Source organism: Acinetobacter sp. 1294596, assembly GCF_000582925.1.
Classification (GTDB): Bacteria; Pseudomonadota; Gammaproteobacteria; order Pseudomonadales; family Moraxellaceae; genus Acinetobacter; species Acinetobacter radioresistens.
Genome location: NZ_JFCC01000063.1, coordinates 1 through 14,127, shown reverse-complemented (window position 1 = coordinate 14,127; position 14,127 = coordinate 1). Strand labels below are relative to the sequence as shown.

Annotated in this window: 17 protein-coding genes and 1 pseudogene; 12 read left to right on the top strand and 6 right to left on the bottom strand. The window is 43.7% G+C overall.

Annotated elements, in window-relative coordinates; all coding sequences use genetic code 11:
• The 12 genes and pseudogenes from J502_RS17010 to J502_RS14845 form a co-directional block, all read left to right on the top strand.
• Positions 1 to 501 (top strand): annotated as a pseudogene (locus tag J502_RS17010) (tape measure protein); the annotation flags it as partial.
• Positions 501 to 926, top strand: coding sequence for a hypothetical protein (locus J502_RS14895; RefSeq protein WP_034680858.1), 426 nt, complete (start codon positions 501 to 503; stop codon positions 924 to 926). The pseudogene J502_RS17010 and the gene J502_RS14895, both read left to right, overlap by 1 nt.
• Positions 916 to 2,880: a hypothetical protein gene (locus J502_RS14890; protein WP_034684882.1), complete on the top strand. Its 1,965-nt coding sequence runs from the start codon at positions 916 to 918 to the stop codon at positions 2,878 to 2,880. Before J502_RS14895 ends, J502_RS14890 begins: the two co-directional genes overlap by 11 nt.
• Before the next feature lie 3 nt (positions 2,881 to 2,883).
• Positions 2,884 to 4,500, top strand: a complete 1,617-nt coding sequence (locus J502_RS14885; RefSeq protein ID WP_034684879.1) for a hypothetical protein — start codon at positions 2,884 to 2,886, stop codon at positions 4,498 to 4,500.
• A gap of 53 nt (positions 4,501 to 4,553) precedes the next feature.
• Positions 4,554 to 5,807: a hypothetical protein gene (locus J502_RS14880; RefSeq protein ID WP_034684877.1), complete on the top strand. Its 1,254-nt coding sequence runs from the start codon at positions 4,554 to 4,556 to the stop codon at positions 5,805 to 5,807.
• Positions 5,804 to 6,115, top strand: coding sequence for a hypothetical protein (locus tag J502_RS14875; RefSeq protein WP_034684875.1), 312 nt, complete (start codon positions 5,804 to 5,806; stop codon positions 6,113 to 6,115). The genes J502_RS14880 and J502_RS14875 overlap by 4 nt, the downstream gene beginning before the upstream one ends.
• Positions 6,112 to 6,498 carry a hypothetical protein gene (locus tag J502_RS14870; RefSeq protein ID WP_034684873.1) on the top strand — a complete coding sequence of 129 codons (387 nt, stop codon included), beginning with the start codon at positions 6,112 to 6,114 and terminating at the stop codon, positions 6,496 to 6,498. Before J502_RS14875 ends, J502_RS14870 begins: the two co-directional genes overlap by 4 nt.
• A 14-nt stretch (positions 6,499 to 6,512) precedes the next feature.
• Complete coding sequence (locus tag J502_RS14865; protein WP_034684870.1) at positions 6,513 to 8,837, top strand: hypothetical protein; 2,325 nt, start codon at positions 6,513 to 6,515, stop codon at positions 8,835 to 8,837.
• On the top strand, positions 8,830 to 9,060 hold the full coding sequence (locus tag J502_RS14860) for a hypothetical protein (protein WP_034675300.1): 231 nt from the start codon (positions 8,830 to 8,832) through the stop codon (positions 9,058 to 9,060). Before J502_RS14865 ends, J502_RS14860 begins: the two co-directional genes overlap by 8 nt.
• Positions 9,061 to 9,126: 66 nt before the next feature.
• Entirely contained in the window at positions 9,127 to 9,525 is a 399-nt protein-coding gene (locus J502_RS14855) for a hypothetical protein (RefSeq protein WP_005406115.1), read from the top strand.
• A 13-nt stretch (positions 9,526 to 9,538) separates the two neighbouring features.
• A complete protein-coding gene (locus J502_RS14850; protein WP_034684868.1) occupies positions 9,539 to 10,288 on the top strand; it encodes an N-acetylmuramoyl-L-alanine amidase in 750 nt (249 codons plus the stop codon).
• Positions 10,285 to 10,581, top strand: coding sequence for a ubiquitination-like system serine protease family protein (locus J502_RS14845; protein ID WP_034684865.1), 297 nt, complete (start codon positions 10,285 to 10,287; stop codon positions 10,579 to 10,581). The genes J502_RS14850 and J502_RS14845 overlap by 4 nt, the downstream gene beginning before the upstream one ends.
• A gap of 44 nt (positions 10,582 to 10,625) precedes the next feature.
• Here J502_RS14845 and J502_RS17005 read toward each other — a convergent pair whose 3' ends face one another.
• The 6 genes from J502_RS17005 to J502_RS16735 form a co-directional block, all read right to left on the bottom strand.
• Positions 10,626 to 10,796, bottom strand: a complete 171-nt coding sequence (locus tag J502_RS17005; RefSeq protein WP_171072027.1) for a hypothetical protein — start codon at positions 10,794 to 10,796, stop codon at positions 10,626 to 10,628.
• 14 nt (positions 10,797 to 10,810) lie between these two features.
• Positions 10,811 to 11,053 (bottom strand): hypothetical protein, encoded by a 243-nt coding sequence (locus J502_RS14840; RefSeq protein ID WP_052024208.1) that lies wholly within the window; start codon positions 11,051 to 11,053, stop codon positions 10,811 to 10,813.
• Positions 11,054 to 11,068: 15 nt separating this feature from the next.
• Positions 11,069 to 12,367, bottom strand: a complete 1,299-nt coding sequence (locus J502_RS14835; RefSeq protein WP_034684863.1) for a Y-family DNA polymerase — start codon at positions 12,365 to 12,367, stop codon at positions 11,069 to 11,071.
• Positions 12,368 to 12,378: 11 nt separating this feature from the next.
• The gene (locus J502_RS14830) at positions 12,379 to 12,993 is read right to left on the bottom strand and encodes a LexA family protein (protein ID WP_034684862.1); all 615 of its coding nucleotides are present in this window, start codon (positions 12,991 to 12,993) and stop codon (positions 12,379 to 12,381) included.
• 157 nt (positions 12,994 to 13,150) lie between these two features.
• Positions 13,151 to 13,753, bottom strand: a complete 603-nt coding sequence (locus J502_RS14825; protein ID WP_155757386.1) for a hypothetical protein — start codon at positions 13,751 to 13,753, stop codon at positions 13,151 to 13,153.
• A 63-nt stretch (positions 13,754 to 13,816) separates the two neighbouring features.
• Positions 13,817 to 14,127, bottom strand: a 311-nt coding sequence (locus J502_RS16735; protein WP_155757385.1) for an IS30 family transposase, incomplete at its 5' end; no start/stop codon positions are given.

Here is a 14,127-nt window from a genome sequence, read left to right as displayed (position 1 = left end):
ATGCAGGGCAAGCTTAAAGCCTCTAAAACTGGAGTCATGGCTAAAAACGGTTATTCAGTTGATGAGATTGAGCAGCAGCTGACTGAAATGGGATATAGCGGTAATGCCAGGCAAAAGGCTAAAGAGCTATTCGAGACGGCTCAACAGGGTCCAGGTGGTTATTACCGTTCAGCTTCTCATGAATATGCTGCGCGTTATGGTGTCTCTGCATACGACAACCAGAAACAGACCGGCAACTACATGTTCATTGCCGAGCAGCTGGAAAAGCTGGAGGAATATGCAGGCAAGTCGGGCAGTACTGGTTCCAGAGTCAATGTAAACAATCTGGCCCCGGACGTGAGCTATCCTAAAACCAGCACTCCAACTGCTGAGCCTTCACGTACTGTCATCAACCAGATCTCTATTAATGGCCGCACAATTAATGTCCCTGTGGATGAGGCTAATCAGGGCAGTTTTAATGATTTCCTGACTGAACTGGAAAGGGTAAAAAAGAGTAGCTAATGAAATTAATACGAGTGTCTACATCAGAAACCGTCCCGCTTGAGGACGGTTTTTTATGGTCTGATGAATTTGAATGGAAGCCCATCGAGCAGAAACAGAGTCGGGCTATTGATGGTTCTCTAATTATCCAGGAGGGCCGTAAAAAAGCAGGTCGTTCAATTGTGCTGCAACCGGCAGATAACACGATGGGCTGGATCAAACGCCGTGATTTACGCACGGTTCAAGACTGGTCTGCTTTATCTGAACAATTCATTCTGGCTTTTGAGTATCAGCACGACAGACGTGAATTTCATGTGATTTTTAACCATGAAGCCGGGGCTTTGGAAGCTGCTCCAGTGAAGGGAATTCCATCTGTATCTGAGGATGACTATTACAACGTGACTTTACGTTTTATTGAAGTGGGGGAACTTTACAGTGGCAATTGAAACTAAAAATCTGGTGCTCTATAAGTCCGAGCGCCTGAGCGATACAGAAGATGGTGGTGGCAAGTACTCTGGCCAGATGATTGAAGATGGCCAGAGCAATAACCTGTTTAATGATGTGAGTGAGCTGGACCGCACCATGGGTGATGTGTCACTGCGTAAACTGTTCCCCGCCGTGACAACGAATGATACAGATTTGCTTATGGGGGCTACGGTCTTTATCTCGGAAAACCCGAAAGACCCCAATGTCTCAGCTTTGCTGTTTAGTACAAAGTCGTGGATTGATGAGCGCAAGTCCGCCCAGAACCGGATTGAAAACTATCTGGCCAAGGGTGGGCAGGCAGCCGGCATTCCACTGGATACACATTACACAGGCATGAAAACCTTGCAGGTGGCGATGTTTCTGAGTGAAGTCGAAAGCTCGGTGGGCAGTACACTGGTATTGGTCTCGAAAGAAGGCCAGGCACTGCAGCATGAGCAATATGTTCGCATCACCAAAGTTGAAACCCGTGTTGCCAAGATGGTCATCGATGGAAAGGAAGTTGAATATAAAATTGCCACCTACAGTATCAATGATCCACTCGATCAGGATTATGTCGGACTCTCTGCAAGACAATGGTACAGCGGCGAAAAGTCTCAAACGATTTTACGGGATACTATCGTAGCCGATACCGGCAAGTATTATGCATCCAGCAATCTCAAGTCTGCTGCAAAAGTCGGTGAGTTTACCGTAAATGCGGAAAGTATCTTTGCCCAGCTGGTTCCATCTGCCCAGACTGAAACACCAATTGTGGATGTAAACGCAGCCGGGGAAAGTATGGTACTGGTACCGGGTAACACTGCTGCTATTACTGCAACTTACTCGACCACCATTGGTACCGCTCAGAACCTATATATCGGCTCATCTGTCATGCCATCGAGTGTCTCGTTTAACCTGTTTGGACAGCAGATCACTGATCAGGGCGGATTACTTAAAAATACTTCTGGTACCCAGGTTGGAACAATTGATTACCAGCGTGGCTTGATCCAGTGGACGCAAGCTGCAGGGGCAGGATCTGCAAACTTAAGCATGACCTTTAAGCCGGCTTCAGCACCCAACCAGTACTTCCAGTCGGAAACCCGGCCAGTGACCCAGCAGAACCAGAGTGCCAACTGGACTGGTGTGCTGGTACCACCACCAGCCCCGGGTAGCTTGTCGGTTTCTTATATGTCACAGGGCAAGTTTTATGAACTGAAAGATGATGGTTCGGGGCAATTAAAAGGTGCAAGTACTTCGTTTGGCTCTGGTGCGGTCAACTATGAGACCGGTTCCTGGTCTATTACGACGGGCGCTTTACCGGATGTGAATACACCAATCCTGTTGCTGTGGGGTACACCGCTGGCTACGTTCATACGCTCAGGTCTTGCGGTTGAACCGGCAGCATTCGAGTTTGATTTGCAGCAAGCTGGTATAGCCTCGGGAAGCGTGACAGTGAAATGGTTACTGGAAGGCGAACAGAAAACTGCAACTACAAATACGCTGGGCCAGTTTAGTGGCGATGCCACCGGTACCTTTAACTATGCTACCGGTCAAGGCCGGCTGGTACCGAATAAACTGCCGCAGAAAAATACGGTCTTCACCATCAACTATAGCTACGGGGCATCTACATTCCAGCAGATCGATAGCGTTATGCCGGTGGACCGGAAACTTAATTTCAAGATCGGTACCGGTGCAGCCATTCAGCCCAACAGTATTGAACTCAAGGTTCCTCTTACCAGCCAGCTGGGAAACGCTATGGGCTCTGTCACGCTGACGGATATTCCGGTGAATACCGAGGTCGGCAATCTGGTGGATAGCAAAGGTAAAGTACAGGGCACCATTACCTATGCAACAGGTGCAGTGGAAATTATTCCTGAGGCAAGCACCACGCTTTACAGCAAATCCTATGCACCCATTGAAATCTATAGAGCGGGGTAAGTTATGTCATTTTATTTACCAACCACTTCCAACATCAGGGAAGAAGTGGTGCAGCTGGGCGCTTATACCAGTCTCGACATCCAGGCGCGTTACCGGGACAATTCGGATACCAGTGCCGGGGTCAAACAGATTACCGGTGACAAGCTGCGCTTTGATCTGACCCAGGGTTTTGATGAGCAGATCCTGACAAAATCAGTTCGCTTCAATCTTGGCACAGATACTTTTGTGGACCGCGACGGTACAATTTATCGTAACCCGGACCCAACAAACAACAGCGCAATTGCATCGGGCATTATTCAATATGGTACCGGCAAGATCGAAATCGAAAGCTGGACACCAAATACCGATAACCGTCTGACACTGCAGTCTTTAACCACCACCACAGATATGCCCCCGGTCAACCGTATCAGCTTTAGAACACCGGTCAGTCCGCTGCGTCCCGGATCATTAACAGTCGTCGTCGCCACACTGGACTTTGGGCAGCTGACACTGCGGGCTGATGACGATGGCATCATTGAAACCAGCCGTGCACATGGCCAGATTAATTACGATACCGGTTTTGTGGATCTGTTTTTTTATACCAAGACTGAAATCACGGAAAGTAATCGTACAGGAATTGAAGAGCAGGACTGGTATGACGTTCTGCTCGAGTACGATGAAGCTGGCAAAAGGTACATTAATATACCGGTATGGGTTGCGCCGGAGACTGTACGTTATAATGCGGTGGCTTATACTTATATTCCACTGGATGCTGAGATCTTGGGGCTATCCGCTACACGTCTGCCGCTGGATGGCCGGGTACCGATTTACCGGGTTGGTGATATTGCTATTGTCAGTTCCAGTAAAGCCTTTGAACTGCCGGATTATGTGGCTGGCCAGACTTATGAGTTGCCAGATCAGCGCATTTCATGGGCCGAGCTTGAAGATGCCGACGGGGTAAAAGTACCGTTTGATATGTACAGCGTGGACTATGACTATGGCAAGTTTACTCTGGGCGGTGATTTTGCTTTAAATGCGCTGACCGCACCATTGACAATGAAATATCGCTATCAGGACATGCTGCTGATCCGTGATGTGCAGATCAACGGCCAGCTCACCTTCACCAAGCCACTGACCCACAATTATGATGCTGAAAATACCATTGTCGGTTCAGCGTTGGTCATTGGTGATATGCAGGCCCGGTCCACTGGGAAATTTGTACAACAGACTTGGGATAGTATCTGGTCAGATGAGGCCACTGGTGGGGCAATTTCAGCCAATTACAATGATGCCTTATATCCAATTGCAGTCACGAATAATGGTGCAATTCAGGAACGCTGGGCCTTGGTTTTTACTGGAGATCAATCGTTCCGCTGTGTGGGTGAATACTCGGGACAGATTGGAACAGGAACTATCAACATAGACTATGCCCCAATTAATCCGGTGACAGGTGTGCCGTACTTCATTATTAAGAAAGAAGGCTGGGGGCAGGGCTGGGTGAGTGGTAACGTGCTGCGCTTTAATACAGTGGCTGCAACCTTCCCGGTTTGGGTGATTCGCACCGTAAAGCAGTCCGAACCGAGTGTGATGTCAGATCAGTTTCAAATCATGCTGCGCGGTGACATTGACCGCATGGTTTAACACTTAAATCGAATATGGCCGTGTTAAGCGGTCTTTTTTATGGAATCAATTATATGGCGACAGATGTCGATGTTCAGTTTTTTAGTCATTTAAACGGTCTGGTACTGGATAATAACTGGGGAGATCTGATCCGGTTACTGGATACCTGTCTGGTTAATGGTCTGCCTTTAACTACAATTACTTCAGCTACAGTCGATGCACAGGGTGACATTACACTTAATCTATATGCTGACCACAAATGCCTGTTATTCCAGATTATTGAATTGACTGGCTTTGCCCCAAATGAACTGAATGGAAAATATCGAATCAAAGGTATACCAAGTGCTAATCAGTTAATTTTAAAGGCAACTCATACTGGAAAGTCAATTACCACTACAGGTACTGCAAAGCTGGCTTCACTTGGCTATGAGATTGTTTTTCGAGATCCAAATGATGTTAAGCGGGTCTATCGGGCTAAAAATCCACGAACAGAACACCCGTTTATCCGGATTGATGAAACCATCTCTGATGGTACTAACAGCTATCCTTCAACCTATGCCAAATATGCCATGGTGGGTCTGATTGAAAATATGACTCATATTGATGATTATGAAGACCCGTCAAAATTACAGTTACCGCTAGATCCTGAAAATCCTGCTAAAAACTGGAAAATCAGTGGTACAGGTACGGGGGTGGTGCGTGGCTGGGCTCGCTGGTACTCAGCGTCATATAATATCCTGGCAAATGGTTTTGCTGATAGCAACCTGACTGAAAGTGGAAACAGGACATTTACTTTAACCGGTAGTAAGGACTGTTTCTACCTGCTGAATGCACAGGATGGCCAAACCCAGTTTAAAGATTTAAAGGGGTGCGGGCTCTTTAAAGACAGTCTGGACAATTCTGTCATTCCTAACTGGTTTCTCATGGCGTTTTTAACAGAAGCTTCAGCGGGCGTTTCAAAGTCTGCAAGATATAGTAGTCCACTGACATTATCAGAAAATGCTTCCTGCTTTTTAGTGGTTAAATATAGTCCGGCAGCCAGACTGTCACCGACTGATACGGCCTTGCCAATCATGATGGACTACACAACAGGCACAACACTTTTAAATAAGTTCACCGCAAATAATGTTGCGGCACTGGAAATCCCTTTTTACGATGAGTCAAAGTATCTGCGGGGTAGCCTGCAATACGTTTATTATGCCGGTAAAAAGGCAAGTGCCAATACCTTTACCACCCCGATTCTAGCGGATTCAAGTATGTACCTTTGGGAATCGATTACTTCCGATTATAAGGGCGGCGTCTATTTTTATCTGGGAGAACTGGAATGAAACCCATATCAAGACAGGTCATGCACAGCTCCAGTTTTTTAAGTGGCAATCTGAATAGCAGCTTCGGGACTAAAAATACTGTTGCCTGTATCAAGGGTTCAACCCGGGCACTGGGCAAGGATTACCGGGATGCAACGGTGGTACTTTATAGTAAGGCAACTTTATTACCGCTAGCTGTAAAAAAGCCAGATCAGAATTATGAATATCAGTTTTACGGACTCAATCAAGATCTGACCTGCTTTGTGGTAGGTCTGGATGACCAAAAAAAGTTCAACGCAGTCATTCAAGATAATGTGGTGCCAAAATGAGTAAAACATCAGTTAAGGCAAAGCTTGCCATGATTCAAGCCTTTGCCAGCTTTTTAGATAACGGTAGCCAGAGTGCTACCGTTATTTTTTATGAGGGTGAGCAGCCAGAAAGTCCGGCTGTTGCTGCCGATACATCCAAGATGCTGGTGAAGGTGACTCTGCCAGAGCCCTGTATCAAGGAAGTAACAGCCACCCATGTTGAATTACAACCCTCTGATACAGCAACGGTCATTAAAGCAGGTACGGCAAGCTGGGCGCGGATCTATAACGGTGCCGGGGAAGCTGCAGCTGATCTGACTATAGGGACAGATATCAGTCTGGCCAATACCAATCTGGTCATTGGGGGTACCTTAACCATTCAGTCCATCAAGCTTAAACCATAATTTGAGGTGCTCATGTGGATTTTAAAAACAAGCTGGGGACCACGGATGCCCACAATTTAAATCTGGAATTTAAAGCGAACAATACTGACAGCCATCACATTGTTCTTAACTTTGAACATCAGGCCGATGGGAGCACCGGTCTTAATTTTGGGGATGATGTAACTGCCAATATTAATACTCAGCTTGAACAGACATGGACTGTCGAGATAGTTGCTGTTTATAGGAATAGTCAGGCCGATACAGCAGAGATCGACACTATTCTGGATAGTGAATTTAGTATTAACGGAATAGCAATAGCCCTATCCGAGGCAGATCTGGTTGAGAAAGTAGATTCAGTTTTAGAGACTGCTTTTATCGTTGAAGCAACAGCTCTCTTTGCTGATCAGGAGCCGGAACAACCTGTCGATCCTGGTATTGTGCTGGACTTCACCCAGCCATGGACCGGTTCAACTGAATTAAATTTCGGCTGGGACAGTGATGTTGTTGCAATCAGTATTGATACCCGGCTGGAAACACAATTTACATTCGAACTTGCTGCCGAGTTTAAAGAAAATCTTGATCTTGATGCAGAGCTGAATACTGCTCTGGATACAGGTTTTAGTTTTGAGCTGCAGGCCGGCTATAGCGAAAATCGATGTGTTATTGATTCAGTAGTGGATACCAGTTTCAAAACTGGGATTGAAGCAATTTTCGATATCAACTTTATCCGTGGCATTGAGGCTTATCTCATAGCTGGCTATCAGGGAGTCTTACCTTGTTTAAGCGTGATTGAAATCCCTTGGGCTAAACCAGTTTTACGGGCGCATCACAGCGCCTTTTATTTTGAGCGCAGTTTAAGCCTGAGTAATCAGGCATTACTTGGCTTTGAGAAAGCTGGCTTGCTGTACCGCTCGGTCCGACTGCAGCATGAGCAGGCGACTGGTTTATCTAGTGATGCGTACTTTATCTGGCAGGAAAATAAGCGATTAGCTAAAACTCGAACCTTGGTATTTGAAGAGGGCAACAAGCTCAGGATTGACCGGACATTTGATTGGGTGGATCTAGTTCGTAAGAGGAAAACTTTTACTTATTCGTATGAAGTGGCGCGAGTTTTTGAAAAGCATTTTACATTCGAGTGGGATAAAGGTCTTGAATTTATTACCAGCAGCCACATTGCATGGGATAAAGCTAAAGCCATTCATTACCGCAAGCATCCGGTTCAACCCTGGCCACAACCTGAGCTTCCTGAATACGTTGGCCGTACTGACCTGAACTTTAACTGTCTGTGTAACGGGCCGGATCCACATAACCTTATTTTAAACTTTGGGGCGGATGACTGTATTCCAGGACTGCCGCCAAAAAACTGGTGGTATATCGTGAATGAATTATCCGTAAGCCGTCTGGACAATGGCCAGAACATTTTGGTCTATGATGGCAGTTATAGTACAGATCGTAGCCGCTGGTGCTGGTCATATAGCCTGAGCGTACCCGCATCTGAAATACCAAAGCTCGAATCAGTTAATGGTCAGCCTGTGATTTTAAAAATCATGGTGAATGGTACCGAACATCACATGCTGCTTGAAAACCGCAGCCGCTCACGTCGCTTTGCCGAAATCACTTATACATTAAGCGGTCGCAGCCAGTCCGCTTTACTGGACGCTCCCTATGCACCGACACGCTCATTTACCCAGGAGAATGAAAGGACCGCACGGCAGCTCTGTCAGGCTGAACTGGATCGGGTGAATAGCTCAACAACACTGCAGTGGGAGCTGATCGATGAGCTGAGCTGGATTGTTCCAGCGGGCAGTCTGAGCTATTCCAACATGACCCCAATTGCTGTAATCAAAATGATTGCAGAAAGTGCAGGTGGCTTTGTCTACAGCGAGAAGGGTAGCAATACCATCACTATAAAGCCCAAGTACAAAAAAACATTCTGGGATTCAATCACGGTTGAAGAATATGACCGGCTGATCCCTGAAAGCTTGGTCACAGAACAGTCTACCGATTATGAGCCTTATCCTGATTATAACGGTATCACGTTAACTAATGACCGCTCTGGCTTAAGTGGCCAGATCAAGCGTACCGGCACTGCAGGTGATACGTTGCTGGAAACAGCGAACAGTCCACTGTTTACCGTTGAGAGCATGGGGTCTTATGGCAAGTCAGCACTTGCTAAAGCCGGTATGATCGAAACCCACAATCTGGTGATGCCGATTGGTCCGGATGTGAGCGAATGTGCACCTGGTGAGCTAGTCGCATTTAATGCTGAATGGTGGGGCATCATTGATGGGGTCAACGTATCATTCAATCATGCGGTGATTAACCAGAGTATTAAAGTGGAGAGCATCAATCGTGAGTAATCCATTACAACGTTTAATCGACTTATTACCCAAGGCCCCGGAGTTTATTGGACAGATTACCTCAGCAGATCATCCCAATTATAAGGTTTTAGTGGTCGATGGTAGCGGATTGGTTCTGTGCACCAGCAGTACCAAATACTCCACCGGTACCCGGGTATTTGTATCTAACAACGAGATCAAGCGCCCAGCGCCTGAAGGCAGGGTCATACAGATAGAAATTTAAGAAAGCTAAAACAGTTTAAGCACCCTACGGGGTGCTTTTTTTATATCTAAGAAATGAGGAGGCTATATGCCTGATAGTGAGACTTATGGAGTAAGAGTCGAGAAAAAGCTCGATCAACTCCGGCAAGAAATGGGCGAGCTGAATAACAACGTGATTCGCTTGTCAGAACGCGATGAATATTATCGGTCACAAGCAGTAGCAAACCGACGTGATATTGATTTACTTCAGGCAGATATGAACCAGGCCAAGGGTGGCCTTACCTTTGCAAAAGGACTTGGAGGTACCGCTCTTGCTGCTCTTGTTGCTTTTGGTGGATATGTCTTTCAAGGCAATAGATCGCTTGAAAAAGATAATGCGCTATTGAATCAAAAAATGGCAATCGCTGAATCTAAACAGATCCGCATGGATACAGATCTGGCTGCAATGCGAAATCAAATTGACCAACAGAAAAAACTAACCTATTAAACGAGAATCAACCATGAAATTTATACCCGAAAACGTCACAAAATATCTATCTGTTAAGCTCCCTCTTCTGGGAGCTTTTTTATCACTGTTAGTTTTAATTCTGCAGTGGGCCCTGGATTATCAGATTATCCCTGTTGAATATCAGCTACTGATTATTAACTTCGTAATTCCTGCTTTGGCGTGGATTGGTCGTAAGATTGCCCAGCCAAATCTAAACCAGAACCAACCTTTAGGTTTTGTCACTGTGACAGCCGGCCATTCCAATGTTGATCCGGGTGCAGTTAGTGGCAAATTTAAAGAAGCCGAACTGGTAACTAACTTTCGTAATGCAGTAGCTTATTACTTAAAGAGCTCCGGTATTAGTATTAAAACGGATGGTGTGGGTACCACTAATAATCCATTGGCTTCAGCCATCAAGTTAATTAAGGGTTCTTCTGTTGCAGTAGAATTTCACTTAAATGCCGCTGGATCTAGTCAGGCGAATGGGGTTGAGACTATTGCGCTACCGAAAGACAAGAAGCTTGCTCAGGATTTATCAAAGGCTGTAGCTTCAGCTCTAGGTTCACGTTTACGAGGGAATGAAGGCTGGATTGATCAAAGTCAGTCAGCACGTGGGAAACTAGGCTTTATTAACAATGGTGGATTAATTGTAGAGTTAGGCTTTATTAGTAATGAGGATGAGATATCCCGTTTTAATGCTCGTTACTGGTTAGCTGCAAAAGCAGTTGCTGATGTACTCATCGAGTACGAGGCTAGTCAATGAGTGAATTCAAGAAAGTAAGTAATATTTTACTGGAATCAAATGGTATTTATTTCATTGAGTGCCCGGGATGTAAAGTATTACATCCTATCCATGTTGGCGAACAACACCGGATTCGATGGGGGTTTAATGGGAATCTAAGTGCTCCAACATTCACACCTTCATTGATGGTAAATCAAGGACATCCTAGCCAATGCCACTCATTTATTACTGATGGGAAGATTCAATTTTTGCCTGATTGCCATCATAAACTAGCAGGCCAAACCGTTAATTTATTAGCGGTGGAGGAATTCTAATAATAAGCCCTCATGGGAGGGCTTCACTTAAGTAGAATTTTGAGCTAATCAGGACTCCCCCACAGCATTACTGTAAAAAAACCTTTCTCGGTGGGGTTGAGTTCTTGTATGGCTGTCTTAACTGCTTCTTCTTCACTTGAAGCATAAAACTTACCCATATGTTCTAAATCCAATTTTTCATTATCAAGATAAAAACACACATCATATTTATCCATATACAATCCTTTATTTAACCTACTGTTCCCAATACTGGTATTGATCCAGGACCATATAAACGGGCCTGCCTTACGATCTCAACCAGCTCATCATAAGTGAGATTGAATGAATCTTCACTGTCAAAAACATATACAACATCTTTGCCTTCCAGTTCAGGTGGTTTCTCAGGTATGAAACGCTCAGGTATAAGGTGCTGTGTTAAACCTTCATCAGAAAGTCTTTTAAAGCGTAAATACTGATCTATTTTATCTTTCACGATAATTCTCCAAAATTAAAGTTCTATACTCATCAGCTCATCCCATCGAAAGGGATTTTTACTTAATTTATCTCTGCTCATTGACCAATTACGATTCGGTAAGAAGCAACTGCCAACAGCAATTTTTTTCTTTCCATATTTTTGATGTACTCCCTCCATGGCTTGCATCAGACTTTCCTTCCTCTCGATTTCTTCCATGTCTGTCAGCAGGTCATACGTATGACAGCTCTTTGGCTCTAATGCTGTCAAAATTACTCCGCATTTTTTATATTGAATCCCAGCTTTAAATATATGGCCGAGCAAAACAGTAGAGGCTTTCACCAGATCCAGTGCAGAGTCAGTAGGCTCAGGAAACGTGTAAGAGGTAGACTTGTTATAAAAGGGCACATCAGTATCAAAAGGATTCGACTGAATGAATGCGATGATACAGCCGCATAGCAGATCCTGTTCACGTAGTCTCGAACAGGCATCTTGAGCATACATGCCTATAGCTTCTTTCAGATCATCCAGTTCAGTAATACGTGCACCGAAAGAACGGCTGGCCACAATTTGTTTTCGTGAGGGTGGAGTGTGTTCAATCTCAATGCATGAATAGCCTTGCAGCTCCGCTATAGTTCTGGCCATAACGACTGAGAATAGACTTTTCATAATGTGAGGATCGGTACACGCCAGATCCAGTACTGAATTAATTCCCATCAACTGCAGCTTTTTAGCGTACTGCCGCCCAACCCCCCAAACTTCAGAAACTTCTACTGCAGATAAATAGTTTTCTTTATTGCATGGGTCCATGCTGACCAGGTTGCACACGCCATTAAACTGGCTATTCTTTTTTGCAATATGATTGGCAATTTTAGCTTCGGTTTTAGTTCTGCCGATTCCAACACAAACGGGTAGACCTAGCCACTGCCAGATCCGGCCACGCATACTCTGTGAGTAATCCGTTAAATCGAATTTATGGCCATAGCTACTGAGCTCTAAAAAGCACTCATCAATTGAATATATTTCTTGCTCTGCAGAAGTCACATAGCCACCAAGAATCGCATGAAATCTGCGGCTCATTTCTGCATACATTGCATAGTTGCTAGATAGTACTTGCACCTGGTGTTTTTGCACTATGTCCCGAATCTGAAATAATGGCACACCCATTTTAATGCCGAGGCTTTTCGCTTCATTGCTCCGTGCTACAGCACATCCGTCATTATTCGACAGTACAATAACTGGTACATCATTGAGCTTCGGATTAAATACGCGCTCACAGCTGACGTAACAGTTATTCACGTCGACCAACGCGAAAACTTTATTTAAGGCTTTCATTCTTATTCTTCTTAGACAGAAAGTTTCTTTAAGTTCCAGGTAACCACAGCCACCACTTCAAAAGACTGGCCATCTGTGAGGTAAATACAAGGATAATCTGGACTCTCAGCTTTAAGCCAGACTTTAGGCAAAGTGGAAGGGTCGTAATCTTCACCAAAGTGTTCAGCCAGTTCGCTCTTCGACATTTTGGCCGTAATCATTAATCTTTTTATTGTTAGATCTTTATTATCAATTAGCGCAACGACAATACTACAATGCTTGGGCTCTTTACTGCGGTCAACAATAACGACATCACCATATTCAAGTCCAGCATTCACCATGGAACTGGTACGGATCACGTTCAAGAATGTGGCATTAGGGTTAGAAATTAAGTGTTCATTAAGGTCGATACTTTTATCGACGTAATCTTGGGCTGGTGAAGGGAAGCACGTGGGAATGGATTCTAATGCGATGGGGATATCAAGGTTGGTTCTGGCGGTAACCGGTCTGAAGCCATGCTCATCAAGTAGTTTGATATGTTCGAGTATGGCATTAATGGTTGGGCTGGGTTTCCCCTCAGGGCCCATAATCTTCTGCAGAGATGACCAGGCATCATCCGAGAAGTAGATTGGCAACTTCTTAGACATGGTGTGAACTCCTACGCTACGCGGCGTTTTTGGAATTTAATAAACTGTATATATAGGATACGCAGAGAGTTTTATAAAACTCAATAAAAAATTATGAATTTCTGATGAAGAATAAAAAGGGTCCTCCAAGTGAGGGCTTTTTTAATCTTATGTATCTCTAAGATCTATGATCCATTTTATCTCGATACTGTAAAATTAATTCATCAATTTCATTTAAAAATTTATCATATTTATCATTATAATAACTAAAGTTATTTACAAGCTTACGATGCGATTTTAGATACAAATAATACAGACCTTTTTTTTCAAGTCTACCGAAAATTTCAATTGTTAAGTTGTCACTTAATTCAATATTTATAGTATTGTCATTATCTGAAAAACTATCCTGTATCATTTCTTCTAAAATATTAATATCTTCAAATAGACGTCTTGGTATATTCAATAACTCAATTTGAGGATTAATATTTGCATTGATTTTAAAGATAGGGGATTTATTCTTATTATCAAGTAGATATATTTTATCTTCAAGCTTACCTAATTTGATAATTAAAAAGAATAATTTGTTAATTTTTAATTTTTGATTTTCAATAATCTCACTGTAATTTGATGAAATATTTTTTTTAAAAATAATTTCACTTATAAAAGGAAATGTTCTTGCATCATCCAGAGAGTTTTGAATTTGATCAGTAACATCTAGCATCTCTGAAAGTATTCTAATTTTTTCTGTATAGTCATATTGTATTTTCCAGTCATTAAACAAGAAAGCTGCAATTGCTGCTGCTGAGAGTGTAGTTATTCCACTGAAAATAGATAATGGGCGAATTCAAACATGAGGTGCGACAGTTTGAAAAGTCTTATGATAATCAACAAGCTGAGCAAATTTCTCTAATGGTGTAAGCCAATCTAACGCTTTTCTAGGACTAGTATTCAGTGACATGGCAACTTGATTTAAATAATGCTGATCTGCCTGATTTAAATCAATCCCTTTAGGTAAATATTGCCTAATTAAACCATTCATATTTTCGCATGTGCCTTTTTGCCAGGGTGAATGTGGGTCACAGAAATATACATCTATGCCTAAATCTTCTTCAAGTATTTTATGTTCTGCCATCTCGCGTCCACGGTCATAGGTCA